Annotated in this window: 16 protein-coding genes; 10 read left to right on the top strand and 6 right to left on the bottom strand. The window is 66.4% G+C overall.

All coding sequences use genetic code 11. From position 1 onward, the window contains the following. Positions 1–527 precede the first annotated feature (527 nt). From ARGLB_RS13380 to ARGLB_RS13365, 4 genes are all read left to right on the top strand, one after another. Positions 528–812 (top strand): HU family DNA-binding protein, encoded by a 285-nt coding sequence (locus ARGLB_RS13380; RefSeq protein ID WP_003803320.1) that lies wholly within the window; start codon positions 528–530, stop codon positions 810–812. A 115-nt stretch (positions 813–927) separates the two neighbouring features. After that, positions 928–3,090 carry a bifunctional copper resistance protein CopD/cytochrome c oxidase assembly protein gene (locus ARGLB_RS13375; protein WP_003803318.1) on the top strand — a complete coding sequence of 721 codons (2,163 nt, stop codon included), beginning with the start codon at positions 928–930 and terminating at the stop codon, positions 3,088–3,090. Next, the gene (locus ARGLB_RS13370; protein WP_003803317.1) at positions 3,090–5,090 is read left to right on the top strand and encodes an NHL domain-containing thioredoxin family protein; all 2,001 of its coding nucleotides are present in this window, start codon (positions 3,090–3,092) and stop codon (positions 5,088–5,090) included. The genes ARGLB_RS13375 and ARGLB_RS13370 overlap by 1 nt, the downstream gene beginning before the upstream one ends. A 210-nt stretch (positions 5,091–5,300) precedes the next feature. Continuing rightward, entirely contained in the window at positions 5,301–6,137 is an 837-nt protein-coding gene (locus tag ARGLB_RS13365) for a type IV toxin-antitoxin system AbiEi family antitoxin domain-containing protein (protein ID WP_003803316.1), read from the top strand. 167 nt (positions 6,138–6,304) lie between these two features. Here the strand turns inward: ARGLB_RS13365 and ARGLB_RS13360 are convergent, their stop codons facing one another. Both ARGLB_RS13360 and ARGLB_RS13355 read right to left on the bottom strand, forming a co-directional pair. Continuing rightward, positions 6,305–7,297, bottom strand: coding sequence for a hypothetical protein (locus ARGLB_RS13360; RefSeq protein ID WP_175304992.1), 993 nt, complete (start codon positions 7,295–7,297; stop codon positions 6,305–6,307). 129 nt (positions 7,298–7,426) lie between these two features. Continuing rightward, positions 7,427–9,139, bottom strand: a complete 1,713-nt coding sequence (locus ARGLB_RS13355) for a helicase HerA-like domain-containing protein (protein WP_003803311.1) — start codon at positions 9,137–9,139, stop codon at positions 7,427–7,429. Positions 9,140–9,401: 262 nt separating this feature from the next. Here ARGLB_RS13355 and ARGLB_RS13350 point away from each other — a divergent pair, with 262 nt between their 5' ends. From ARGLB_RS13350 to ARGLB_RS13335, 4 genes are all read left to right on the top strand, one after another. Beyond that, the gene (locus ARGLB_RS13350) at positions 9,402–11,687 is read left to right on the top strand and encodes a PxKF domain-containing protein (protein WP_003803309.1); all 2,286 of its coding nucleotides are present in this window, start codon (positions 9,402–9,404) and stop codon (positions 11,685–11,687) included. 206 nt (positions 11,688–11,893) lie between these two features. Next, positions 11,894–12,883, top strand: coding sequence for an LLM class flavin-dependent oxidoreductase (locus ARGLB_RS13345; RefSeq protein ID WP_003803306.1), 990 nt, complete (start codon positions 11,894–11,896; stop codon positions 12,881–12,883). Between the two features lie 376 nt (positions 12,884–13,259). Further along, a complete protein-coding gene (locus ARGLB_RS13340) occupies positions 13,260–14,582 on the top strand; it encodes a right-handed parallel beta-helix repeat-containing protein (RefSeq protein WP_003803304.1) in 1,323 nt (440 codons plus the stop codon). Positions 14,583–14,710: 128 nt separating this feature from the next. Next, positions 14,711–17,353 (top strand): trehalase-like domain-containing protein, encoded by a 2,643-nt coding sequence (locus tag ARGLB_RS13335; RefSeq protein ID WP_003803302.1) that lies wholly within the window; start codon positions 14,711–14,713, stop codon positions 17,351–17,353. Between the two features lie 21 nt (positions 17,354–17,374). Here the strand turns inward: ARGLB_RS13335 and ARGLB_RS13330 are convergent, their stop codons facing one another. The 4 genes from ARGLB_RS13330 to ARGLB_RS13315 all read right to left on the bottom strand — a co-directional run bounded on the left by ARGLB_RS13330 (position 17,375) and on the right by ARGLB_RS13315 (position 21,150). After that, the gene (locus tag ARGLB_RS13330) at positions 17,375–18,496 is read right to left on the bottom strand and encodes an FAD-dependent oxidoreductase (RefSeq protein WP_043419084.1); all 1,122 of its coding nucleotides are present in this window, start codon (positions 18,494–18,496) and stop codon (positions 17,375–17,377) included. Positions 18,497–18,549: 53 nt separating this feature from the next. Beyond that, the gene (locus ARGLB_RS13325) at positions 18,550–19,476 is read right to left on the bottom strand and encodes an AEC family transporter (RefSeq protein WP_003803298.1); all 927 of its coding nucleotides are present in this window, start codon (positions 19,474–19,476) and stop codon (positions 18,550–18,552) included. A gap of 161 nt (positions 19,477–19,637) precedes the next feature. Beyond that, a complete protein-coding gene (gene panD / locus ARGLB_RS13320; protein ID WP_003803297.1) occupies positions 19,638–20,066 on the bottom strand; it encodes an aspartate 1-decarboxylase in 429 nt (142 codons plus the stop codon). Positions 20,067–20,124: 58 nt separating this feature from the next. Beyond that, a complete protein-coding gene (locus tag ARGLB_RS13315) occupies positions 20,125–21,150 on the bottom strand; it encodes a LysR substrate-binding domain-containing protein (protein WP_003803295.1) in 1,026 nt (341 codons plus the stop codon). Positions 21,151–21,307: 157 nt separating this feature from the next. Between ARGLB_RS13315 and ARGLB_RS13310 the strand changes: the two genes are divergently transcribed. Then, positions 21,308–22,768, top strand: coding sequence for an amino acid permease (locus ARGLB_RS13310; RefSeq protein ID WP_003803293.1), 1,461 nt, complete (start codon positions 21,308–21,310; stop codon positions 22,766–22,768). 324 nt (positions 22,769–23,092) lie between these two features. Further along, positions 23,093–26,617: a bifunctional proline dehydrogenase/L-glutamate gamma-semialdehyde dehydrogenase gene (locus tag ARGLB_RS13305; protein ID WP_003803292.1), complete on the top strand. Its 3,525-nt coding sequence runs from the start codon at positions 23,093–23,095 to the stop codon at positions 26,615–26,617. The last annotated feature ends 45 nt before the right edge of the window (positions 26,618–26,662 follow it).

Here is a 26,662-nt window from a genome sequence, read left to right as displayed (position 1 = left end):
AAACCCGGCTTTCACAGCACCGGGCGCGCTTGGTCTCGACAGGGCCAACTAACGGACCACTCACACAGGCTCCCGCACATCCCCGCCAACGAGTGAGGAGGCGACGGGATGTGAGGAAGCGTCGGGAATGAAGCGTCGGGATGTGAGGAAGCGTCGGGAGTGAGGCGACTGGACGTGAGGAAGCGTCGGGAATGAAGCGTCGGGATGTGAGGAAGCGTCGGGAATGAAGCGAGGGGATGTGAGGAAGCGTCGGGAATGAAGCGGCCGGATGTGAGGAAGCGTCGGGGAGTGAGGCGGCGGGATGTGAGGAAGCGTCCGGCGGGGCGGCGGCTGAAAGCCAGGACGGACCCGGGCATAGGGCCGCTTTTGGCTGGAAATCCTTGAAATACCGGTGATTTAGGTCAAAAAGTCGCGGAAACACGCGGAATTTATCCCCCTCCCGGGTGCAAGCTGGTAAGTTTTCGAACAGTGGCTTGCACGCACGCCGCATGCAGGCTCCAGTATCAAGAGCGTCCAGGAGGACATACATGGCTAAGAACCGTAGTGAACTTGTTTCAGAGGTAGCAGGCAAGGCCGGCACCAGCCAGGCAGCCGTCAACTCCGTGCTCGATGCACTGTTCGAGGTTTTCGAATCTTCTGTCGCCGCCGGCGAGAAGATCACCATCCCGGGCTGGCTCGCAGTTGAGCGCACCGACCGTGCAGCCCGCACTGGCCGCAACCCGCAGACCGGCGAGACCATCCAGATTGCAGCCGGCCACAGCGTCAAGCTGACCGCAGGCTCCAAGCTGAAGGCCGCTGTCTCCAAGAAGTAGTCTTTCGCAGCTCAGAGGAGCGGCAACCCGCGGGTTGCCGCTCCTCTCGCTTTTAACCCCCGATCCGCCAAATCCTCGATTCGCCGCGTTGGCGACGGTAGCGGACAATGGATAGGTGCCCTCAGCAGCAAAGCCCCTCACTCCGCAACCCGCGCCCGATTCGGGCACGCGGGCCACTGACAGTGCCTTTGGCATCCAGCGGGCCTGGCAGGTGGCCGGAGTCGGTGCCCTCTTCCTGGGGCTGGTGGCCGCCTTGCTGTTCTCCGGCGCCGCGGCCGCCCGTGAAGTTTCCGACCCCGGTGCGCTGGTGCGTTGGGGCCTGCCGGTCAGCAAGGCCATCCACAATGTCTCCCTTGCCGCTGTAGTGGGCGGGCTCATCTTCGCTGCAGGTATCCTGCCGCACAAGCTCGGCGGTGCGCGGTCGAAGGACAGCGACACGCCCGAGCACCCCGCTTTCACCCGCGCCCTCGCCATCGCGGCAGCCGCAGGCGTGGCCTGGACGCTGTCCGCCATCGCCGTCCTGGTGCTGACTTACTCTGATGTGGCGGGGCAGGGCATCTCCGGGGATGCCGAGTTCACCCGTGCCCTTGTCTTCTTCATGACAGACATTGAAACCGGGCGCGCCTGGCTGGCCGTCACGATCATCGCCGCCGTCGTGACGACCGCCCTCTTCGGGGTGCGTTCCCTGACCGGCCTGGTGTTTACGCTGCTGCTGGCACTGATCGGCCTGGTCCCCACCGCGCTGATCGGCCACTCCGCCAGCTCCAGCGACCACGAGGGGGCCATCAACTCGCTGGGCCTGCACCTTGTGGGCGTCAGCGTCTGGGTGGGCGGCATCATCCTGCTCGCCCTCCTCTCCGGCATCCTCGCCCCACGCAGCCAGCCCCGCAGCAGCCTGGCGTCGCAGCCGGGCGGCCACGACATCACCGAACCGGTTCTCCGCCGATTCTCGTCACTGGCAGGGTTCGCCTTTGCGCTGGTGTTCGCATCGGGCGTGATCAACGCCAGCATCCGCGTGACCAGCTGGGCTGACCTCTTCGGCTCGGCTTACGGGCAGCTGATCCTCGCGAAGTCCGCCGCCACACTGGTACTGGGCGGAATCGGCTTCATGCACCGGCAGTGGGTCATCCCGCAGCTGGCCCGCGCGGGGGCTTCCATGTCCGCGCGTCGCGTGCTCTGGCAGCTGATTCTCATCGAACTCCTCATCATGGGCGCCACGTCCGGCATCGCAGTCGCGCTGGGCCGGTCAGCGCCGCCGGAACCAACAACCTATGCGGCGGACGCCTCGCCGGCGTTCATCCTCTCCGGCTACGAGCTGCCCCCGGAATTGACCCCCGAACGCTGGTTGACTGAATGGCGCCTGGACTGGCTCTGGGTCGCCGTCGCCATCTTCGGCCTGGCGTCCTACCTCCTGGGCGTCGCGAAGGTCCGCGCGCGCGGGGACAAGTGGGCTTGGTTCCGCACCACAAACTGGATCATTGGCCTGCTGGTGCTGACCTACATCACGTCCGGACCGCCGTCGGTATACGGCCGCGTACTGTTCTCCGCGCACATGGTGGACCATATGGCCCTCACCATGGTTGCACCGATCTTCCTGGTGCTCGGCGCCCCCGTGACGCTTGCGCTCCGGGCCCTGCCGGCACGGAAGGACGGGTCCCGCGGCCTCCGCGAATGGCTCCTGCTGTTCGTCCACTCGAAGTTCTCCCAGGTGGTCACCCACCCGCTGTTCGCCGCCGCCAACTTCGCCGGCTCCATCGTGCTGTTCTACTACTCGGATGCCTTCAGCCTCGCGATGCGCGAACACGTGGGCCACGAGCTGATGAACCTGCACTTTGGGCTGACGGGCTACATCTTCGTGCTCAGCATGATCGGCACCGACCCGCTTCCCCGCCGCGCGCCATACCCCCTGCGGCTCCTGCTCCTGCTGGCCACCATGGGCTTCCACGCCTTCTTCGGCGTGGCCATCATGGGCGGCACCAACCTGCTGGCCGCCGACTACTTCGGCAACCTCGGCCGCAGCTGGGGAGGCTCGGCCCTGCTGGACCAGCAAATGGGCGGTGCCGTGGCCTGGGGCATCGGCGAGGTGCCCACCCTGCTGGTGGCGATCGGCGTCGCCATCATGTGGTCAAGGTCCGATGAACGCGAAACCCGGCGCACCGACCGGGCCGCGGACAGGAATAACGACGCCGATCTCACCGCTTACAACGATATGTTTGCCAAATTGGCCGAACGCGACGCCAAGCTGGCTGAACGCAACTCAAAGCTGGAAGGACGCTGATGAGCGAAACCGTACGCACCCACCTCCGGGTCCGCGCCTCCGAACTGGTGGGCCGCAACTGGCTGAACACCGGCGGCAAGTCTTTGGACCTGGAGGCCCTGCGCGGCAAGATCGTGCTCCTGGACTTCTGGACCTTCTGCTGCATCAACTGCCTTCACGTGCTGGACGAGCTCCGCCCGCTGGAGGAAAAGTACTCCGACGTCCTGGTCACCGTGGGCGTACATTCCCCGAAGTTCGAGCACGAGGCCGATCCCGTCGCGCTGGCCGCCGCCGTGGAGCGCTACGAAATCCACCATCCCGTCCTGGACGACCCCGAACTGGAAACGTGGAAGGCCTATACGGCCCGCGCCTGGCCCACGCTGGTGGTCATTGACCCCGAGGGCTACATCGTGGCGCACCTTTCGGGCGAAGGCCATGCTGACGGCCTGGGCGTGCTCATTCCCGAGCTGATCGCCGAGCACGAGGCCCGCGGCACCCTGCACCGCGGCAACGGCCCGTACGTGGCCCCGGAGCCGACGTCGGGAACCCTGCGCTTCCCGGGCAAGGCGCTCTACCTTCCGTCCGGCCGTGGTTCAGCCTCCGCCAGTTCAGCCTCCGACGCCGGTGCTGCCGCCGACGCCGGTGCTGCCGCCGGCACCTGGCTTGTCACGGATACCGGCCACCACCGCGTTCTGGAGCTCGGCACCGACTTCCACACCGTGCTGAGCACATACGGTTCCGGGGAGAAGGGCCACGCCGACGGTGCCGCCGGCATCGCGCGGTTCAATGAACCGCAGGGTCTTGTCCTGCTGCCGGAAGACGTGGCAGCGAAGACGGGCTACGACGTCGTAATTGCCGACTCCGTCAACCATCGCCTGCGGGGGCTGTCGCTCGCGGACGGATCCGTCACTACCCTCGCCGGCAGCGGCGTGCAGCGGCTCCTCGAAACCGGGCCCGCCCGCGTGGACGAGGACGCGGCCGGGTTCACCGGACGTTTGGGCGACCACCCCCTGGACGTGGCGCTCAGCTCGCCGTGGGATGTCGTCTGGTCCAGCAAGCTGAACGCCGTGGTGATCGCCATGGCCGGTGTGCACCAGATCTTCAGCTACGAACCGCTCACCGGGGATGTCTCGATCCTCGCCGGCAACGGGCTGGAAGGGCTGCTCGACGGGCCCGCACACGAAGCCTGGTTCGCGCAGCCCTCCGGCCTGGCAGAGGACGCCGACGGTAACATCTGGGTGGCGGACTCGGAGACTTCTGCCCTGCGCAAGCTGGTGATCAGCGACGACGGCGCAGTCACCGTTGAATCAGCGGTGGGCAAGGGCCTCTTCGACTTCGGCTTCCGGGACGGCGAGGCGTCCGAGGCGCGCCTGCAGCATCCGCTGGGCGTCACCGTGCTGCCGGACGGGTCCGTGGCCATTGCGGACACCTACAACGGTGCTGTCCGCCGCTACGATCCGGCAGCCGGCACCGTGTCCACGCTGGCGCGGGGCCTGGCCGAGCCGTCGGACGTGATCGTCGACCACACCCAGGTGGCCGGCTCTGAGCCGCTTCTGGTGGTGGTCGAAGCGAACAAGCACCAGCTTGTCTACGTGCCCATCCCCAAGGAAGCCCAGCAGGTGGACGAGGGCGCCGTCCAGACGCACCGGCCCAAGAGCCCTGTGGCGCCCGGTCTGATGGAGCTCACTGTCCGCTTCACGGCCCCCACAGGCCAAAAACTCGATGACCGCTGGGGCGACCCCACCCAGATGAAGATCTCCTCCACCCCGCCGGAGCTGCTCGTTTCCGGTGCCGGGACCTCCGTGGGCCTGCTCCGTACGCTCGAGCTGTCCTCCGACGTTCCGGAGGGCATCCTGCACATTACGGCCCGCGCAGCTGCCTGCGACGGCCCGGAAACCGAAGACGGCGAGATCCCCGACCACGCCGCCTGCCACCTGTACCAGCAGGACTGGGGCATTCCCGTGGTGCTGCAGGCCGACGGCGACACCGACCTGGTGCTGGACCTGCGCGGCATGGACTAATCCCGGCACGGTGCATCGGCTGCCGTTCGTGAACGCTGTTTCGGCGTCACGGGCGGCAGCCTTTCGCGTCAACAGGGGGAGGCGTGCGCCGGGAACTCGCGGCCCGTGAACAGCCCAAGACTCAAAAACGTGCCCGGCGTGACGGCCCGGAAGTCCACATAGGGGAAATGGCGGGTGCCTGGGCGTCCGCTGCGCGTGCACGATGGCGGCATGGACGTAATACAGGCGCTCAGCCGATGTGGCGGCGTGGCCAGGCGGCCGGTGCTGGCCGGCCTTGGTGTCAGCGATGCTGCCCTGCGCAGGGCAGTGCGTGCAGGCCTCCTGCAGCCTGCCCGCGGACTCTATGCACTCCCGTCTGCGGCCCCGTCCGACGTGGCGCTGCTCATCCGCCGTCAACTCCTTACCTGCATCAGCGCGGCGCCGTTCTACGGGCTGTGGACGGTGGCGCCAGCTGGGCTGCTGCATGTCCACCACCGCCGGAAGGTGGCTGCTGAGGGCGAGGTGGCCCACCGGGAGCTGAGCCTGCCGCCACACCCTTACCGCCCCGTCGCAGCCCTGGGCGACGTCCTGATCCACGCACTGCGCTGCCTGCCTCCACGCGAGTCGCTCGTGATGGTGGAGTGCGCGGTGGGACGGGGTGACATGTCCCTGCAGTTCCTGCGGGAGCGGTTGCCGGGCAGGCGCAACGGCAAGGCCCGTCAGATGCTGGAGTGGGTGGACCGTGGCGCCGAATCGCTCCTCGAAACGTTAGCCCGGACCACGTTCCGCAGGGCCGGCATCCACGTCGAGGCACAGGTGTACATCGAGGGGGTCGGCTATGTTGACCTGCTGCTCGAGGGCTGGCTCGTGGTGGAACTCGACGGCAGGCACCACAGCGACTGGGCACAGGTGAAGAAGGACCACCACCGGAATAACAAATCGGTGGTCCAAGGGTACACGGTGCTCCGTTACTACTACGCAGACGTGGTCCACCGGCCCGAACACATGCTGGCCGAGGTCCTGGCAGTCCTCGCGGGGCAAGGGGGAGCGCGGCCAGCAACCCGGTGAGCGGCGCAGCCGTCACGCCATGCGGGTTTTTGGCCCGGGACGGTGCACTGTGCCCTGGATTGGCGGGGCTGGACGGGATGAGGTGCGCGAAAAAGCCGCTCTGCGTGACGCGGGAGGACGCGGGACGACGCCGGCGGACGCGGGGTGACGCTGGCCGGACGCAGCCCCTAGAAGGTGAGCAGGGGCGTGACCTTGATGGTGTCCCCGTCGATGTCCAGCCGGGTGGTGAAGCTGAAATCGTGCTCCACGTCCAGGGGCGAGACGGCTCCGGTGAACAGATCGACCTGCTCGGCCGTGATCTTAGCCTTGCCGTCCAGCGGCGCCACCACCCACCTGCCGTCGAAAGGCTCGATGGTGATTTTCGGGTACTCGGTGATGCTCCACTTGATGGTGCCGTCCACCACGCGGTTGTTGGTCACGTGGTAGAACGGGCAGTCGGGCTGGAGCTTTTGCTGCTGGCCGGCTTCCGCCGCGCACTTGTCGAGGAACTCCTTGACCCGGGCGGACACCGCCTGGTTAAGTTCGTCCGTGGCATGCGTCAGCAGGTTCAGCGGGGCAGCAGGAGCTTCCCGTCCCGAGACTGTGGCCCGCGTGGGGGGAGCTGCGAAGTACTGGCCGTTGAGGGACGCCTCATACTCGCCCGGGTAGAACACCGCGAAGCTGTTGTGCCCGCCCGGCATGTTCACCGGCACGCCGTTCATGGTTGCCTCACTGGAGTTCACCACCGTCACGTCGACGGTGGGGAGGGTGCTGGGCACGAAGGACCACTTATGGAAGAACAGCCATTCGGTGCCGGTGCTCTCCAGCAGGAACTCGGTGTGCAGCTGGCTGCCGTCGATGGTGTAGTCCATCGGCACCATCACCCGGTTGCCGCCGCGGCCCACTGCTGCGCCGAGCTTGACGTTCGTGATCCGCGACGCCGACGTCTGCAGGGCAGTTCCGTCGAGCATGGCTGCGTCGGCGTCCGGCACCGACGCGCGGAGCAGGCCAAGCGCCCGCTCCCCTTCGCCGTGCTGCAGAGCCTCCAGATATTCGCGCACGGGCTGCTGCGGACTGGCCACGGAGGAATTGACCAGATTGACCGAAACGATGGACCCAACGATGGCAAGCATGAGGCCCAGCAGCCACCCGGCCGCCGTCTTCACCAACGCTTGACTCATTTGCACGCACCCCACGTTACCTGCAACGCCACGCAACTCTGGAGTACGGCCGGTCCCCATGACGCCCGCCCAACGCGCAGGAACGCACGACGGCGGGGCCCCACCCGCCGCTTTCGGCGCTGCCTGCGGCTAGCGGCGGCGCCGGGACGAGGTGCCAAAAACGCCCCGCAGGAGCTCCCGGCCGAGCTGCGTTCCCATGGACCGGGCCATGCTTTTCAGGCCGCTGCCAAGGACCCCGCCGAGGGCGCCGGTGATGTCGTCCATCATGCCGCCGGACTGGGGAGCCTGGCGCCTGGCCGGGGCCGGAGGTACGGACCCGCCGCCGGGCTGGCCGGTACTGGGCTGCCTGCTGCTGGGACGGCCGAGGATCTCCTCCTCAATGCGGCGGGCTTCGTCGTCGATGGCTGTGGGGTCAGGATTGCCCGGGACAAACACTTCGGGCGAAGGCGACGGCGGCTGCCCGGGTGCCGCGGCCCCTGTGGACGCCGCGGCCTTGCCAGTCAGCTTCTCGTACGCCGAGACGTTGTCCACCGCAGTGCCATACTTCGCGAGCAGCGCAGACCCTGCCACGGTGCTCCTGACCAGGTCGACGGCGCTGGGGCCCATGACGGATTCCGGCGCCCGGAGACGGGTCAGGGCAACCGGCGTCGGGGCTCCGCGCTCGTTCATCACCGTGATGACGGCTTCGCCGATGCCCGCGGACGTCAGGGTTTCCTCGAGGTCATAGTCGCTGACCGGGAACGTGGAGACCGTGGCCTTGAGGGCCTTCGCGTCCTCCGGGGTGAAAGCCCTGAGGGCGTGCTGGACGCGGTTGGCCAGCTGTCCGAGGACGTCCGCCGGAACATCCTTCGGGGTCTGCGTGACGAAGAAGATGCCCACACCCTTGGAACGGATCAGGCGGACGGTGGTGGTGATGGCTTCCAGGAACGCCCTGGAGGCGTCGTTGAAGAGCAGATGCGCCTCGTCAAGGAAGAACACCAGCTTGGGTTTGTCGAGATCGCCGGCCTCGGGCAGGTCCTCGAACAGGTCCGCGAGCAGCCACATGAGGAACGTGGAGAAAACCATCGGCTTGGTCTGCAGGGTGGGCAGCTCCAGGCAGCTGATGACGCCACGCCCGTCCGGCGCCGTGCGGAGCAGCTCGGCGGTGTCGAACTCGGGCTCGCCGAAGAAACGCTCCATGCCCTGCGCCTCGAGTGTCACCAGCTCGCGCAGGATGACGCCGGCGGTGGCCTTGGACAGGCCGCCCAGCTCCTTGAGCGCTTCCTTGCCCTCATCGGAGATGAGGAACTGGATGACGGCTCGCAGGTCCTTCAGGTCCACCAGCTCGAGGTTGTTCTTGTCCGCAAAGTGGAACACGAGCTGGAGGCTGGATTCCTGCGTGTCGTTGAGCTCCAGCACCCGGGAGAGCAGGATGGGCCCGAACGACGTAATGGTGGCGCGGACCGGGATGCCGTCGCCATCCCCGCCAAGGGCCAGGAACTCCACTGGAAACGTCTTTCCTGACCAGGCCTGCCCGATGCTCTCGGTACGCTTGGCCAGCTTGTCGCTTCCGGCCGCCGCCGTGGCAAGCCCGGAGAGGTCGCCCTTGATGTCTGCCAGGAATACGGGCACCCCGGCGGTCGAGAGCTGTTCGGCCATCATGTGCAAGGTGACTGTCTTGCCAGTGCCGGTGGCACCGGCCACGAGCCCGTGCCGGTTCATCATGGACAGCGGCAGCCGGACGGGAGCGTCCTTGTGCAGTTCGCCGTCGACGATGGCGGCGCCCAGTTCGATGGTGGCACCCTCCAGGGCATAGCCCTTTTGGATGGTGGCTACTTTATCTGCAGTGGACTTGTTGGCCATGCCGACAGCTTAGCCGCGGGAATCCAGATCTCTGGTGAAAGCCAGGAAATTGATGGTTTCGGGATGGGGAGCCTCAGTTAAATATTGAGTAGAGCGTCCATAAAACAGGTACGGAAACACGCAAAGTCGAGTGGAAACTACTGGTGTCTTTCCGGGCGTGCGCCCATAGCCTCTGATCTACATTTGCGGCTAATGGTGGCCGCATTCTCGCGAGGGAGGCGCTGCAGTGAACTATTCAGACCGAAAAAGCCCCGGGCAAAGAATGAGGGCCCGGCCCGGAGCTGGGTGGTGGTCCGCCACGTCTGTTGGCGCCGGACGGAAGGTCCTGGCCGCGGTCACGGTGAGCGGCCTGCTGCTGTCCGCGGCGGGTGTGGCACAGGCGGACGTGGTCTACAACAATGTTGATGCGAGCGTGGATGCCGCGGCCGAAAGCATGCCATTGAATGTGGGCGGCGCCACTGGCACCACAACGCTTGCCGTTTCCCCGGCCAACAATGATGGCAAGAACGGCTGCAATCTGACCGGCAGCACCGTCTTGACCCTGGGCCTGGCATCAAGCAATCCGGCGGCAGCAACCGTCAGCCCCTCGTCCGTGACGTTCACAGCCTGTGGCAGCACGAAGCTGGTGACGGTCACCCCTGTGGCAGCTGGCTTGACCACCATCTCCGCCACTCAGACCTTCAATAGCACCGGCGGAACCTTTGACCTTGCCCCGGCGACGTTTACAGTCAATGTGGCGGCCCCCGCTCCTGCGAACACGGCGCCGACCCTGTCAGTCGCCGGTGTGACTACGGGCGCTTCGTACTCCAAGGGCGCCGTCCCCGCAGCGTCCTGCAGCGTCGTCGACGCGGAAGACGGGAACCGCACCGTCGCTGCAACACTCAGCGGCATCACCGGTCCTTACGCGGCGGATGGCATCGGCCAGCAGACAGCGAGCTGCAGCTACACGGACGGCGGCGGGCTCACCGCCAGCGGCTCAGCCACCTACAGCATCGGGGACCCCAGCGGTCCGCAGATCAGCTACACCCTGAACCCGGGGACGCCCAACGGCCTCAGCGAGTGGTTCACCGCTCCGCTGATCCTCAGCTGGACCGTCACCGATCCCGAGTCGCCAGGCTCGTTGGTCACTACCGGCTGCGAGGAACAGGCTATTTCGGCGGACCAGGTGAAAATCGCGTACACCTGCTCCGCAACCAGCGCCGGAGGCTCCACCTCCAAGGACACTGTGCCCTTGGGCCTTGACGCAACCCCTCCCGCAGTGAGCTACGCAGGCGCAGAAGGACCAGTCGGCAACGACGGCTGGTTTAGGGGGCCCGTTACGGCCACGTTCACCGCCACCGACGCAACATCCGGCCCCGCCGCCCAGTCCGCGAGCGAAACAACAGCTGCGGGCACCGAAGGAGCGGCCATAGAGGTCAGGAGCCCGGTGTTCAGTGACACCGCGGGCAACGCCTCGGCCCTTGGAGCGGTTACCCCAAGCTTTAAGATCGACGGCACGGCGCCAGTGGTGGCGTACACGGAAGCCGACAGGGAGCCGAATGCCAAGGGCTGGTACAACGCCCCCGTCACGGCAACGTTCACCGGAACTGACGCAGTGTCGGGGCCGGCCGTAGCAACCCAGACCGCAACATCCGCTGGAGAGGGAGCCACCGTCGTTGTTGGCAGCCCGGCCTTCGCGGACCTTGCCGGCAATGCCTCGGAAACCGGCACACCGTCCGCAAGCTACAAGATCGACCTCACGGCGCCGTCCGTTTCGTTCACGAACCTCAGCGGCACGGAGGGCGCGAACGGCTGGTACACCGGCCCGGTCACGGCGACGTTTACCGGGACGGATGCACTCTCGGGTCCGGAGTCCGCCGTCAAGACGGCGGTGTCCAGTGGAGAAGGCACCGGCATGGTCCTGGCCAGCCCGGCGTTCACGGATGACGCGGACAACACAACGCCCGCCGGTGAAGTGTCCAGCGCGGCCTTCAAAGTGGACCTGACGGATCCGGTTGCCACATTCGACTCAGTTCTGGCGGACGCGTACTTCAGGTCCCTCGGCGCCCAGCCCACATGCACCGCCACGGATGCGGGTTCAGGTCCGGCCAGTTGCGCCGTGACCGGCTACTCTGCGGAGGTGGGCACGCACACCTTGACGGCCACGGCCACGGACAATGCGGGACGCACATCCGTAATTACGCAGACCTACACGGTGAAAGCCTGGGAGCCCAAGGGCTTCTACCAGCCCATCGACATGGGCGGCGTCCTCAACACGGTGAAGGCAGGAAGCACCGTACCTGCCAAATTCGAAGTGTTCGTGGGCGCCACAGAGCTGACGGACACCAGCATCGTGAAGATGGGAGTCCGGCAGATCGCGTGCAGTCCGCTGGCTCTCCAGGACGGAATCGAGATCACGGCCACCGGAAATACCTCCCTGAGGTACGACTCGACGGGTGGCCAGTACATCTACAACTGGAAGACGCCGAACATGCCAGGGGTCTGCTTCCAGCTCAGCATGACGTCAGCCGACGGTTCCCACATCAATGCCAACTTCAAGCTGAAGTAGCGCTGCTGCGGACTTGAGCCGGCAAGTAGCACGCATGGGTTAAACCGCGGGAAGGGGGTCGCCGGAAACGGTGGCCCCCTTCCTCCGTGTCCGAAGCCACGGCGACATCCAGAAATATCCCGGCCGCCGCCGTCGTTGTCGCCAGTGTGCCTGTTCCGCTACCGGAACGGCCCGCCAGCGCACCGCAACGAAAGGCCGGCTCCACAGTGACTGTTCCCCTCTCCATCCTCGACCTGGCAACCATCGGCAAGGGCCAGACGGCGGCGGAGAGCTTTGCCGGGAGCGTCGCCATGGCGCAGCTGGCGGAGAAGCTCGGATATCGGCGGGTCTGGTACGCCGAGCACCACAACATGTCCTCGATCGCGTCGTCTGCCACGTCCGTGCTGATCGCCCATGTCGCCGCCCACACCGACACCATCCGTCTGGGCGCCGGCGGAGTGATGCTGCCCAACCATTCCCCGCTCACCATCGCCGAGCAGTTCGGCACCCTGGAGACCCTGCATCCGGGCCGGATTGACCTGGGCCTCGGACGTGCGCCGGGCAGCGACCAGAACACCATGCGGGCGCTGCGCCGTGATCCGGGCTCGGCCGACACCTTCCCGCAGGACGTCCTGGAGCTGCAGGGCTACCTCACCGGGCCCACCCGCGTGCAGGGCGTGGAGGCGACGCCGGGAAGGGGAACCAACGTTCCCCTCTACATTCTGGGCTCCTCCCTTTTCGGGGCGCGGCTGGCTGCGCAGCTGGGGCTGCCTTACGCCTTCGCCTCCCACTTCGCCCCGAACGCGCTGCAGGACGCCGTCGCCGTGTACCGCCGGGAGTTCAAACCGTCAGAGCAGCTGGCCGCGCCGCACGTCATCGCAGGCGTCAACGTGGTGGCCGCCGATGCTGCCTCAGACGCCCAGGAGATCCTGCGTGCCACGATGCGTGCCCGCGTCTCACTGTTCTTCGGCGGCGGGAGGCAATTCACCGACGACGAGGCGGACATGATTCTGGACTCGCCGCAGGGACGGCACGTCTCGCAGATGATGAAGTACTCTGCCGTGGGCACCCCGGACGTCGTGCTGGATTATCTGGACGGCTTTGCCCGGCACGCCGACGCCGACGAGCTCATCGTGGCGCACCAGAGCACCGGAACCGAAGAACGGCTGCGCTCGGTTGAGCTCCTGGCAGAGGCAGCCGGACTGGTCAGCGTCTAACTCCCTCAGGAAAAAGAAATATTGGTCCCGCTCTGGCAGATGCGTTTTGACTAAACCTGCAGGTCAACGCGTGGAGCGGGAAATGACCGCCGCATAATGGGGCATTCAGTGCCCCATTATTCAACTGATATCTTTTGACTTCGGGCGGGGCGGAACCTAGCTTTAAGTGCGCAAGGTCTCAATCTGAACACTCATTGCCGGCTGGGTTGAATGTAGCGGTCTCAAATCACTACACGCCGTTGTCCCGCTCCTGAATGCCAAGGGCGGGGTAATTCGGTGTGCCTGATCTGGATCGACCGTGCACGGGGTGCTTTACGAATAAGGCATTGCTCTGCCATAAAGCACGTCCCGCCATTGATCAGATGCAGGTAAAAACATGAAGATCAAATCTCCGGCCGCCGCAGTTCTCGCCACTTTCCTCATGGTCGGCGGATTGATTGCCGGAGCTGCTGCTCCGGCGTCCGCCGCAGGCACCACGTACTATGTCAGCGCGGCCGGCAGCGACAGCAACTCCGGCACGGCCAGCACATCGGCGTGGAAGACCCTCTCCAAGGTCAACCAGGCGGTCCTCAAGCCAGGCGACACCGTCAGGTTCCGCCGGGGCGACACCTTCACTGGCGGCGTCGTCACCGCACAAAGCGGAACCTCCACCGCTCCCATCACGCTCAACAGTTACGGCACGGGCAACGCCCCCATAGTCACCGGCGGAAAATCAGGAAACTGCATCCGGATCAACGGCAGCTACACCATCGTTGAGGGTCTCCGCGCCGTGGCCTGCGGCTACGCCGGAATCAGCATCACCGGCGACCGCAATACCGTGAGGAACTCCAGCGCGTCCAACAATGCCGTCGGGCTAAAGGTCGGCAGCGGGTCCGACTACGGCAACTACACGGGAAATTCGCTCACCAGCAACAACGTGATGAATGTGAATACGCCGGGCACCAATTGCGGCACGTCGGTTGCCGTGAACTGCAGCGACGACTCGGGAGCTTTTGGCGTCCTGATAAACGGCAGTGACAATGAATTCTCCGGCAACACCGTCAGCGGGTCCACCGGCAAGTCCTATGACTACAACCAGGACGGCGGTGCGTTCGAAATTTACAACGGCAGCCGCAACAACATTCACCACAACGTGTCGCTGGACAACAACAACTTCTCCGAACTTGGAAAGTCCTCCGGAACGGCGGACGGCAACACGTTCCGCTACAACCTCATCCGCTCGACCTGCGGCGCCAACTGCTCCGAGGCCAAGGGCCTCATTGCCCGTGGAAACGGGACATCGTTCGGCCCCACCAACGGCACTGTTTTTGAGTTCAACACGGTCTACCTGACCGGCACCCAGTCGCAGGCGATCGTGTGCCACGCGACATGCCCGTCCTCAACGGTGGTCCGGGCCAACATCCTGGTGGGCGTTAAGAACTCCCTGTGGATCAACGGTTCGGGCTGGACCGAGAAGCAGAACGTCCTCAACGGCCCGACGAACATCACGCCGAACAGCACCACCAGCATGGCGCCTGCAGGATTTGTCAGTGCACCCGCGGACCTCCGCCTGACCAGCACCAGTCCCGCCATCGACAGGGCCGGCACCACGCCCTACACGGTGGACCTCATGCAAGCCCCCTCCGTTCAGAACGGGGACTGCAGCGGAACGGCCGCTGCTGACGCCGGAGCCTACGAATATGATTCGCCCAACTGCTGACCCGGCTGGCAGGAAGAGAGCCCACAAAGTTACACGACCGCAATAACGGGGATATTCAGGGGAAACGGCCGCGGCGGACACTTGAGGCGTCCAATACCTATTGGGGATAATCCGAAGGATTGCCGCGCATGCCAACTCCGCTCAACCAGACGGTGGCCGATTCCGCACTGCTGACAAAATCCCTGCCGCTGGGCCTGCTTCGGGCCTTCGTCCAAACGGAGGCGGCCGACGACGGGCTCACACCCCAGTTGCTCGGCGAACTGAAGATTCTGGCCCGGACGCCGGGGCTGCTCGTCGCCTGCAATTACGGCGGGACCCTGTGTGCCGCCGAAGGCATCTCCACCGAAACGCTGCCGCTTGGTGGCGCGGCCATCGCCCTCAGGGCCCTGGCCGCCCTGCCCAACACGCACGCCGCCGTCATCTCCGGGCGGTCGCTGCGTGACCTGGCCGCGGTCTCCAGGCTTCCTGCCGAGGTCCACCTGGTGGGTTCGCACGGGGCGGAGTTCGACATGGGATTCGCGCACGGACTGTCCCTGTCCACCGAGTCAGTGCTGCAGCAGGCCAACCAGTCGCTGCTCGAAGCCGTGGGCGCCTACAAGGGAATCACCATCGAACGGAAGCCCGTCGCGGTCTCTGTCCATACCAGGTCCGCCGCCCCGGACGTCGCGGCCGAATGTGCCAGGAAGGCCGAGGAGGTTGCCCGGGCCCTCGGGCTGTTCTTCATCGTGGACGGTTCCGTCCTGGACCTGTCCGTGGTGCAGCCCTCCAAGGCCGATGCGATGGACCACCTGCGGGCACGCCTGGGGGTGAGCGCCGCGCTGTACGCGGGGGACGCCGTCAGCGACGAACTGGCCATGGCCACGCTGCGCGGCCCGGACATGGGGCTGTGGGTGGGGGACCTGCCGTCGCAGGTCAAACACCGGCTGAAGGATCCCGAATCGTTCGCCCGGGTGCTCGGAATCCTCTTTGAGCTGCGCCGCGCCTGGCTTTTCGGTGAGGACGCCGTCGGCCTGGAGCGGCACTCGATGATCGGGAACGGTTCCTCCACGGCGCTCGTGACGCCCGAGGCTAAGATCTGCTGGATGAGCCACCCGCTGCCGGACTCGGGCTCCCTCTTTGCCCACATCCTGGGCGGCGACGCCGCCGGGCACTTCTCCGTGGAACCGGTCAAGGCGTCGCGGGTTTTGGGCCAGCGGTACGTCGACAGCACGATGATCGTGGAAACACGGTGGGCGGACGTCACCGTGACCGACTATCTTGAGCCCGCCCCGGAAGGGATCACCAGCCTGGTCCGGGTGCTGTCCGGCACCGGTGCGGCCCGGATCGTCTTCGCACCCCGGCCGGATTATGCCAATGCCCCCTTCAGCATGGAGGCACGCGGCGGCGAGCTTCACGTCGTCGGGACGTCCGACCCCATCATCCTGCTGGCACCGGATGCCAGTTTTACCATCACCTCGGACGGGCGGCACGCCACGGCCACCGCCGAGGTTAACCTGCAGCACGGACCGGTTGTCCTCAACCTCCGGTGCGGTGACACGGAGCCCCAGCGCCCGCACGGTGCGGACGAAGCGGCGACGGACGAAGCGGACCGCAGGGCCGCCGTCGCCCATCATTCCCGCCGCTGGGTCCAGGGCCTGACGCTGCCGTCCGTCAAACCGTCCCTGGTGCGGCGCTCGGCGCTGGTGCTGCGCGCGCTGGTCCACGAGCCCACCGGCGCGGTGCTCGCGGCCCCCACCACATCCCTGCCGGAGGGCATTGGGGGGACCCGCAACTGGGATTACCGCTACTGCTGGCTGCGCGACGGCTCCATGACCGTCAGCGCCCTGGTGGATCTGGGGTCGACGGTGGAGGCGGACGGTTTCCTCAGGTGGCTGACCGGCATCCTGGCCAATGCCCCGGGGCCGGAATGGCTGCATCCGCTGTATTCCGTCACCGGCGCACCGCTGTCCACGGAGGCCATCATCGAGAGCCTGCCCGGATATGCCGGCTCGCGTCCCGTGCGGATCGGCAACGCCGCGGACCACCAGGTCCAGCTGGATGTCTTTGGCCCGATTGCCGAGCTGATCCACGGGCTAAGTGAGTCCCGGGGTTCGCTGGCGGACGAGCACTGGGAGCTGCTGGTCCAGATGGCCAGTGCCGTGCTGACGCGGTGGCATGAGGCGGACCACGGCATCTGGGAGGCGCGCCGCGCACCGAGGCACCACGTCTACACCAAGGTGATGTGCTGGGTCACGCTGGACCGGGCCCTGCGCACCGCCGCACGCCACGGCCGCAGCCCCGAGCCTGCCTGGGCGGACACGGCCGCGACCATCCGGGACGAGGTGCTCCGCGAGGGATGGGACCACACCGCCGCGTCCTACACAGTCGCCTACGACAGCCCCGACCTTGACGCCGCGGTCCTGCACATCGGACTGTCCGGCCTGCTCGACGCCAACGACCAGCGGTTCCTGGACACCGTCACTGCCGTGGAGCGGGAACTCCGCGTGGGACCCACGGTCTTCCGGTACAAGTACGACGACGGCCTGCCGGGCCTCGAGGGCGGCTTCCACATCTGCACCACCTGGCTGATCGAGGCGTATGTGGCCGTAGGCCGGATCGCCGAGGCCTGGGACCTGTTCGACCAGCTGGTCAATCTGTTCGGACCCACGGGGCTGCTGCCGGAGGAGTACGACCCGGGCACCGAGACGCACCTGGGGAACCACCCGCAGGCGTACTCACACCTTGGGTTCATCCGCTGCGCCCGGCTCCTGGACCAGCACCAGCGGAACTGACGTGGAGGCAGCGAAGCCGCTCTAGGCCCGGGAGGAGGCGAAGATCCCCGGCGCCGGGCCCTCTCCGGTGGCAAGGTCCGCGAGGATCCGGCCCACCACAGGCGTGAACTTGAAGCCGTGCCCGGCGAAGCCTGCCCCGATGACCACGGGGCCGATCCGGTCCAGGACAAAGTTGTGGTCCGGGGCGGTCGTGTAGGTGCAGCTGATGTCGGTCATGGCGTCGGCGTCCACGCCGGGCAGCCAGTCCCGCGCGTACTGCTGCAGGGCCGCACGCTGGCGCGGTTCTGGCAGGTAGGACCTCCGGTCCGGGTCCACCACGGGCCCCACGCCGTGCCAGCCCGCCTTGACGCCCTCGCCGGGGGTCAGCATGCCATACACGGGGGAGTAGAAGCCGGCGTAGTCCGAGCCCTCACCGGGGAAGTGGTTGAATCCGGGCCACGTGGCGCCGTCATCGGTGATGCCGAAGTGGGCAGGCTGCTCCTGCGTGACCGTCAGTCGCGGGGTGGAGACCGACCCGGCGAGCAGCTTTGACGTCCAGCCGCCCGCGGTGACCACCGCCTGCCGGGCGGTGAGCACCTCCGTCCTGCCGCCGTCGTCCACGGTGAGCCGGACGCCGTCGTCGAGTATTTCCAGCCCCACAACCCTCACGCCATGCCGAATAGCCGCACCGTTCCCCGCCGCGAGCCGCTGGAACGCCGGGAGCGCGGCCTCGGGGTTGAGCTGGCCGCCGTCGGGCATGTGGAGAACCTGCTGGTCGAAGCGGATGCCGCGCCAGCGCTCACCGGCTTCGGCGAGCGGCACGAAGTCCGCCCGCAGGCCGGCGCTGTTCAGCGCTGCGTGAATGTCGCCGAGGCGGGGGTCGGGCCCGTGGTTGACGAGGCCGGTGCGCGCCAGCAGCCGTTCGCCGCTCTCGTCTTCGAGCTCGGCCCAGAGCTTCAGCGTTTCGGCCAGCATGGCGACGTACTCGGGCTCGGCGTAGGAGAGGCTCAGGTTCCGGGTTGCGCCGTGCGAGGCACCCTTATGGTGGCCCGGAGTGAACTGCTCGAGCAGGGTCACGTCGCGCCCCCGGCCGGCAAGCGCCCAGGCGGCAGCGGAGCCCATGGCTCCGCCTCCGATGATCACGGTGTCCAGGGTAGTGTTCAAGATTTCCTCCAATTCGGGCGGCAGCCGCGGAGCGGTTAGGGATGGTGCGGCAGTTATGCCAGAAGCAGGGCCACACCGATCATCGCAGGCACGGCCACGATTGTGGTGATCAGGACTGTGTCCTTCGCGACCGTGAGCCCGGCCTTGTACCGGCTGGCGGCGACGAACACATTCTGCGCGGTGGGCAGGGCGGACGTGACCACCACGGCGAACAGCGCCGGGCCGTCCAGCCCGAGGGCGAAGCGTGCAAAGAGATACGCGATCGCCGGGTGGACGAAGAGCTTGAAGCCGCTGGCCAGCAGGGCATCGGTTCTCCGGCCGGCGGCCGCCTGCAGCGGCTTTGACCCGTTCAGGCTCATGCCGAAGGCCATCAGCATGGCCGGAATCGCGGCGCCGCCGATCAGGTGGATGGGCTCCAGGACCAGTGGCGGAACCTGCCAGCCCGTTGCGGCGACCAGCAGCCCTAGGGCCGAACCGACGATCATCGGATTCTTCAGGATCAGCATCACGAACCGGAGCGGGGTGGTCCGGTGCGAGCTGGTGGTGGCATCGAGGGCCATGAGGAACATCGGCGTGAAAAACGCCAGCTGGAAGATCAGCAGGGGAGCGACATGGCTGGCGTCGCCGAGGACGTACACGGCGATCGGGATGCCCAGGTTGGCGGAGTTGGCCAGTGATGCGCTCATGGACGACATCAGTGATTCCGGCATGCTGCGCTTGAGCAGGAACCTGACGATGACAAAGAACAGTGCGGCGGTGGCGGCGGCGCCTACTGCTGCCACGAGCAGTGGTGCCGCGAATACGTCGCGCAGGCTCGCCCTGCTCAGCGTCTCGAAGAGCAGCGCGGGACTGGCCACGAAGAAGGTCAGCCCGCTCAGGACCTGGCGGGCATTCTCGCCCAGGATCTTGCGCCGGCCCACGAACATGCCCACCAGGATGATGGACCAGACCACAAAAAAGCCTGCGAGGACGCCTAGCATCCGGGTGTCTCTGAAGGCTCGGGTCTACAGGCGGGGGCGTCCACCATCCCAGCCTAATCAGATTTATTCAGCGGCGGTTCACCTTGTGGCAGGGATCTCGCCATTCTGGCGGCCCAGTGTCCCGGATCAGCCCGTTGTCCTGGATCAGCCGAGGGGCGCCGTCAACTGCACGTGGCGTTGTTCAACGCGAACGGCGGGCGCATGAGACCGGTGGTGTGGCCCTCCGCGGGGTCGTTGCCGATCTGGACGATCCTGTTGTCCTTGTCCACGTGGACCACCCTGGGGGTGTAGGCCTTGGCCTCATCCGTGGTCATTTGGGCATAGGTGATCAGAATGACGATGTCGTTTTCGTGCATCAGGTGCGCGGCCGCGCCGTTGATCCCGATGACACCGGAACCGCGCTCGCCGGCGATGGTGTAGGTCTCGAGGCGGGCGCCGTTGGTGACGTCCACAATGGCCACGAGCTCGCCGGGCATGATGTCGGCAGCATCCAGCAGGTCCAGGTCTACGGTGACCGACCCCACGTAGTGCAGGTCCGCGTGCGTGACGGTGGCGCGGTGGATCTTGGACTTAAACATTGTGCGATTCATAACGTGAACAGTCTAACGCCGGGGTCAACGCTTGGCTGTGAGCCAGGGAACACCCCCGCTACACCGATTCTCCGCCTCCTGCTGCTTCTGCTGCCGCGGTGGCTGTTGCCGTTGCCGCTGCCGGCGTAGTCGGCGTTGCCGTGGGGGCGCCGGAGGCGTCCGCGCCAGTGTCGATTTCCTGGGCAGCCGCGATGGAGGCGGCGGTGGAGGCAAGGATTTCGCGGGCCGCGAGGATGGCGGGGCGCTGCGCCCCGGAGCGCCGCACGGACGTGAAGACCGTCCGCCTCGGCTTGCCGGGAAGATCCAGCAGCTGGGCCGTGGTGCCCCGGCCGGTCCACACCAGGTCCGGCATCAGGGCGACGGCGTTTCCGGACTCGATCAGGCGGATCTGGGCCTGGAGGTCTGCTGTTTCAAAGCGGACGTCGGGCTCGAAGCCTGCACTCCGGCAGGCCTGCTCGGCCCAGTGGCGTGACGCTGCGCCGCGCGGTTCCATCACCCAGGGCATCTCTGCCGTGTCTGCGAGTGAGCCGACTTCCGCCCTGCCCTCGGCGGGCGGCGGCACCGCGAGGCGGATGGCGTCACTCGTCAGGCGCACACGGTCCAGCTCAGGGTAGCGGGGCGCCGCATGGCCGGGATACTGCTCGGCGATGACCAGGTCGAAGTCCCGGGCCCACGTCTCATGCAGCGCCGTCTCCGGTTCGCGCTGTGTCATCTCGATCCGGACCTCGGGGTAGGTCGCGGCGAGGCGGGTCAGCGCGTCCGGCATGAGTGCCAGTGCGGCGGACTGGAAGACGGCGATCCGCACGGTGCCCGAGACTGTGGTCAGCGATGCGGCCAGGTCTGCCTCCGCCTGTTCCAGCGTTTCCAGCAGGTGGGCGGTATGCGCCACCAGAACCTCGGCCTGCGGTGTGAGTTGTACGCGGCGCCCAGTTTTCCTGAGCAGTTCCACCCCAACTTCCTTCTCAAGCAGGGCCAGTTGTTGGGAGACTGAGGAAGGACTGTACTGCAGAGCTGCGGCCACCTCGGCGAGCGTGCCCCGGATCTTCAGCTCGCGGAGCAGCCTCAACCGTCGAACATCAAGCATGGGCTGTTCCTTGGGTTGCACAAATGAATAGCTGGACTAATGAATACTGGTTAGAAGTATGCACTTTATCTAATGCAACACTGCTTGCATACTAAACAGATTGAGTTACCCCCATCACAGGGCGAAATGATGGGGCCGCACCTACGCAGGAGTCCCGATGAGTACACCAGATCACTCGCAGTCAATCTTGAGGCGCAAGCCCATTGACGACATCGAAGTAGAGAACAAGCACAGCGGCCTATTCAAGTCCCTCGGACTGTGGCAGCTGACCGCCATCGGCGTCGGCGGCATCATCGGCGTCGGCATCTTTTCGCTGGCCGGACTCGTGGCGCACGGCAGTGCAGACACGCCCGGCGTCGGGCCTGCGGTGCTGATTTCCTTCCTGATCGCCGGCCTGGCTTCGGCCGCAGCGGCACTGTCCTACGCAGAATTCGCCGGCATGATCCCGCGCGCCGGCTCTGCATACACCTACGGCTATGTGGCCCTGGGCGAAATCGTCGGCTGGTTCATCGGCTGGGACCTGCTGTTGGAGTACATCGCCATCGTGGCTGTGGTGGCCATCGGCATCTCCGGCTACTTCGACGCGTTCCTGTCCGGCATCGGGATCCACATGCCCGTATGGATGACATCCACCGCGGACGAAGGCAAGGGCGGTATCATCAACATCCCCGCCATCCTGGTCTGTCTGCTGGTGACCTGGATCCTCTCGCGCGGTACCAAGACTTTCGGCCGGTTTGAACTGATTGCCGTTGCCATCAAGGTTGTTTTGATCCTGTTCATCATTGGGCTGGGCGTCTTCTACATCAACACCCAGAACTTCAACCCCTTCATGCCCAGCGGCTTTGGTCCCGTCCTGGCCGGCTCGGCCACCGTGTTCTTCGCCGTGTTCGGCTACGACGCCATGAGTACCGCCGCCGAAGAGGCAACCGACGGCAAGAAGCACATGCCCAAGGCCATCGTCCTGTCCCTCATCATCGCCATGCTGCTCTACGTTGCCGCCACCCTCGTGCTCACCGGCATGCAGAACTACAAGGACATCGATCCCGCCGCCGGATTTGCTTCGGCATTCCAGGGCGTCGGCCTTCCCGTCATCGCCACCATCATCTCGGTCTTCGCTGTGCTGTCCATCCTGACCGTGATGCTCACCTTCCTCCTCGGCGTCACCCGCGTGTGGTTCTCCATGAGCCGCGACGGACTCCTCCCCGGCTGGTTCTCGAAGACGGACCGGCACGGAACCCCGCAGCGCGTGACCTGGATCGGCGGCATTGCGTCGGCCCTTTTGGCCGGCGTGTTCCCGATCAAGGCCGTCGCCGATCTCACGAATATCGGCATCCTCGCCGCATTCGTGGTGGTGTGCGTTTCCGTGATCATCTTCCGCTACACCAAGCCGGAGGCCCCGCGGACCTTCCGCCTGCCGCTGATGCCTGTGGTCCCCGCATTCGGTGTGCTGGCCTCCGCCTTCCTGATGTTCCAACTGCACTGGGAAACCTGGCTGCGTTTCGGCATCTGGCTCGTCATTGGCCTGGTGATTTACTTCGGCTACGGCAAGCGGCACTCCCTGATGAACCCGAACAGCCCGCGTCACGACGAGGCCGTGGAAATGCACACGCCCGTTTAGTTCTCTTTATCGGTCATCCGGCGCCATGCCGACAAACCCTCCCGCACCGCTCTCAGGTGCGGGAGGGTTTGTCGTTTAGCGGCGAAAGCTGAGGGAGGGTTTGTCGTTTAGCGGCGAAAGCTGAGGGAGGGTCTGGGAAAAGGCGGCGGAAACCGGGCGATCGCCGGGGCCGGGAAGGCGGCAAATTGGGGCCGCCAACGCAAAAACAGACCGATCGGTTTTTCTAACGTGTATCGCTCAGTAAAGATCGCTTTATCTTAAGGGAAGTGAAGCTCATACTGATGGATAAGACGATCCAATCGCACCGAAAGAACGAGGAAAGCCATGACCAACACCGCAACGGATCACCGCGTGCAGGCAGGCAAGGACGCCGCTGTTACCGGCGCCGTCGCCACCCCCTCGGCAGGGTCCGACGTTGCCGAAGCGACGGCTCTGGCCACCGACGCCATCGCCCTCGTCCGCCGCTGGCTGACCGAAGCCAGCAAGGTTCCGGTGGACGCATCCGCCGAGCAGCTCGCCGGCGTCCTCAAGGACCCGAACGGGCTGGACTTCACCGTGGGCTTCGTGGACGGCGTAGTCCGTCCCGAGGACCTGCACGTTGCCGCCCGCAACCTCGCCGCCCTCGCCCCGAAGGTTCCCGCCTTCCTGCCCTGGTACATGCGCAGCGCGGTCCAGGCGGGCGGCCTCATGGCCCCGGTCCTGCCGCAGGTTGTCATTCCGGTGGCCCGCAAGGTCCTGCGCGAAATGGTGGGCCACCTCATCGTTGACGCCACCGACTCCAAGCTGGGCCCCGCCATCGCCAAGATCCGCAAGGACGGCATCAAGCTCAACGTGAACCTGCTCGGCGAGGCTGTGCTGGGCGAGCACGAGGCCTCCCGCCGGCTCGAGGGAACCCACACGCTGCTGGCCCGCCCGGATGTGGACTACGTCTCCATCAAGGTGTCCTCCACCGTGGCCCCGCACTCCGCCTGGGCCTTCGACGAGGCCGTGGAGCACGTCGTCGAGAAGCTCACGCCGCTGTTCGCCCGTGCAGCCTCCTTCCCGAAAGCCAAGTTCATCAACCTGGACATGGAGGAGTACAAGGACCTGGACATGACCATCGCGGTCTTCACCCGGATCCTGGACAAGCCTGAGTTCAAGAACCTGGAAGCCGGCATCGTGCTCCAGGCCTACCTTCCGGACGCGCTGTCCGCCATGATCCGCCTGCAGGACTGGGCCGCCGCCCGCCGTGCCGATGGCGGCGCGGCCATCAAGGTCCGCGTGGTCAAGGGCGCCAACCTTCCCATGGAGCAGGTGGAATCCTCGCTGCACGACTGGCCGCTGGCCACCTGGGGCACCAAGCAGGACTCGGACACCAACTACAAGCGCGTCATCAACTACGCGCTGCACCCGGACCGGATCAGCAACATCCGCATCGGCGTGGCCGGCCACAACCTGTTCGACATCGCCTTCGCCTGGCTGCTGGCCAAGCAGCGCGGCGTCGAGTCGGGCATCGAATTCGAGATGCTGCTGGGCATGGCGCAGGGACAGGCCGAGGCGGTCAAGAAGGACGTCGGCTCCCTGTTGCTCTACACGCCGGTGGTCCACCCGGCCGAATTCGACGTCGCCATCGCCTACCTGATCCGCCGCCTCGAAGAAGGCGCCAGCCAGGAAAACTTCATGTCCGCCGTCTTCGAGCTCAGTGAAAACGAAGCACTGTTCGAGCGCGAAAAGCAGCGCTTCCTGTCCTCCCTGGCGAAGCTCGACGACGAGGTCCCGCCGCCCAACCGCCGGCAGAACCGCAGCCTCCCGGCCGAGCCGATGCCCCGGACCGGTTTCCGGAACACCCCGGACACGGACCCGTCCCTGCCCGCCAACCGCGACTGGGGCCGGGCCATCCTGGACCGGGTGCCGACGTCGACCCTGGGCAACGCCTCCGTTGAAGCCGCCACCATCGCGGACGCGGACACGCTCAACACCGTGATTGCCACAGCCGTGGAAAAGGGCAAGGCCTGGGGTGCAATGTCCGGCGCCGAGCGCGCCGGGATCCTGCACCGCGCCGGCGACGTCCTCGAGGCCCGCCGCGCTGAGCTGCTCGAGGTCATGGCCAGCGAGACCGGCAAGACCATCGACCAGGGCGACCCCGAGGTCAGTGAGGCGGTTGACTTCGCCCACTACTACGCCGAATCCGCCCGCAAGCTCGACGACGTCGACGGCGCCACGTTCGTTCCGGCGAAGCTCACCGTGGTCACCCCGCCGTGGAACTTCCCGGTGGCCATCCCCGCCGGTTCCACGCTCGCGGCACTCGCCGCCGGCTCCGCCGTCGTCATCAAGCCGGCCAAGCAGGCCCGCCGCAGCGGCGCCGTCATGATCGAGGCGCTGTGGGAGGCGGGCGTGCCCCGGGACGTGCTCACCATGGTGCAGCTGGGTGAACGCGAACTCGGCCAGCAGCTGATCTCCCACCCCGCGGTGGACCGCGTCATCCTCACCGGCGGCTACGAGACCGCCGAACTCTTCCGCTCGTTCCGCAAGGACCTGCCGCTGCTGGCCGAAACCAGCGGCAAGAACGCCATCATCGTCACCCCCAGCGCTGACCTGGACCTCGCCGCGAAGGACGTGGCCTACTCAGCCTTCGGCCACGCCGGACAGAAGTGCTCCGCGGCCTCGCTGGTGATCCTGGTGGGCTCCGTGGCCACCTCGAAGCGGTTCCACAACCAGCTGATCGACGCCGTGACCTCCCTCAAGGTGGGCTACCCGCAGGACCCCACCAGCCAGATGGGCCCGATCATCGAGCCGGCCAAGGGCAAGCTGCTCAACGCGCTGACCACCCTCGGCGAGGGTGAGAACTGGGCCGTCGAGCCCCGCAAGCTCGACGACACCGGCCGGCTCTGGAGCCCGGGCGTGCGCTACGGCGTCAAGCGCGGCTCCTACTTCCACCTGACCGAGTTCTTCGGCCCCGTCCTCGGCGTCATGACCGCTGACACCCTGGAAGAGGCCATCGCCATCCAGAACCAGATCGAGTACGGCCTCACGGCCGGCCTGCACTCCCTCAACACCGACGAGCTGGGACTCTGGCTGGACACCATCCAGGCAGGCAACCTTTACATCAACCGCGGCATCACCGGTGCCATCGTGCAGCGCCAGCCGTTCGGCGGCTGGAAGAAGTCTGCTGTTGGTGCCGGAACCAAGGCCGGCGGCCCCAATTACCTCGCCGGCCTCGGCGGCTGGACCAGCACCGAGAGCACCCGGGGCGCCGCGGCGGGCATCGCCAACCGCAGCGTGCAGCGCCTCGTGGACGCCGTGAAGGGCGAACTCGGCGCCGCTGACATCGAGGCCCTGCAGCGGGCGCTGGGCTCCGACGCCATCGCCTGGGCGGACGAGTTCGGCACCGCCAAGGACGTCTCGGGCCTGAGCGCCGAGCGGAACATCTTCCGCTACCGTGCGCTGCCGGTCACCGTCCGGCTTTCCGACGGCGAGCCCCTCCGGGCGCTCGTCCGGACAGTTGCCGCCGGCGTACTTGCCGGTGCCCCGGTCACCGTATCGTCCGGCGTCGACCTTGCCGCCCGGCTGCGTTCCGTGCTCACCGGACTGGACATCCCCGTGACGGTGGAGGACGACGCCGCGTGGCTGGCGTCCGTGGGCAGACTCGCCGCGGCGGACAAGCTGTCCGGCGGACGCATCCGCCTGATCGGCGGCTCCGCCGCTGAGCTGGCAGACGCGACCGGCGGCCGCCCGGACCTGGCCATCTACGCCCACGAGGTGACGGAGGCTGGCCGTGTTGAAATGCTGCCGTTCCTGCACGAACAGGCCGTCAGCATCACGGCGCACCGTTTCGGTACGCCGAACCACCTCTCCGATTCACTGATCTAGGGGCCTGCTGATCGAGCGAACAGGGCAATAGATCGGGCGGGCACC

This window comes from Arthrobacter globiformis NBRC 12137, from assembly GCF_000238915.1.
GTDB classification, from domain to species: Bacteria; Actinomycetota; Actinomycetes; order Actinomycetales; family Micrococcaceae; genus Arthrobacter; species Arthrobacter globiformis.
This window is presented reverse-complemented; position numbering and strand designations above follow the sequence as displayed.

Bases quoted from the DNA above. Each gene is read 5' to 3' on its own strand.
- ARGLB_RS13380 (WP_003803320.1), top strand. From the start codon at position 528: ATGGCTAAGAACCGTAGTGAACTTGTTTCAGAGGTAGCAGGCAAGGCC.
- ARGLB_RS13370 (WP_003803317.1), top strand. From the start codon at position 3,090: ATGAGCGAAACCGTACGCACCCACCTCCGGGTCCGCGCCTCCGAACTG.
- ARGLB_RS13365 (WP_003803316.1), top strand. From the start codon at position 5,301: ATGGACGTAATACAGGCGCTCAGCCGATGTGGCGGCGTGGCCAGGCGG.
- ARGLB_RS13360 (WP_175304992.1), bottom strand. From the start codon at position 7,297: ATGAGTCAAGCGTTGGTGAAGACGGCGGCCGGGTGGCTGCTGGGCCTC.
- ARGLB_RS13355 (WP_003803311.1), bottom strand. From the start codon at position 9,139: ATGGCCAACAAGTCCACTGCAGATAAAGTAGCCACCATCCAAAAGGGC.
- ARGLB_RS13350 (WP_003803309.1), top strand. From the start codon at position 9,402: ATGAGGGCCCGGCCCGGAGCTGGGTGGTGGTCCGCCACGTCTGTTGGC.
- ARGLB_RS13340 (WP_003803304.1), top strand. From the start codon at position 13,260: ATGAAGATCAAATCTCCGGCCGCCGCAGTTCTCGCCACTTTCCTCATG.
- ARGLB_RS13335 (WP_003803302.1), top strand. From the start codon at position 14,711: ATGCCAACTCCGCTCAACCAGACGGTGGCCGATTCCGCACTGCTGACA.
- ARGLB_RS13325 (WP_003803298.1), bottom strand. From the start codon at position 19,476: ATGCTAGGCGTCCTCGCAGGCTTTTTTGTGGTCTGGTCCATCATCCTG.
- panD (WP_003803297.1), bottom strand. From the start codon at position 20,066: ATGAATCGCACAATGTTTAAGTCCAAGATCCACCGCGCCACCGTCACG.
- ARGLB_RS13315 (WP_003803295.1), bottom strand. From the start codon at position 21,150: ATGCTTGATGTTCGACGGTTGAGGCTGCTCCGCGAGCTGAAGATCCGG.
- ARGLB_RS13310 (WP_003803293.1), top strand. From the start codon at position 21,308: ATGAGTACACCAGATCACTCGCAGTCAATCTTGAGGCGCAAGCCCATT.
- ARGLB_RS13305 (WP_003803292.1), top strand. From the start codon at position 23,093: ATGACCAACACCGCAACGGATCACCGCGTGCAGGCAGGCAAGGACGCC.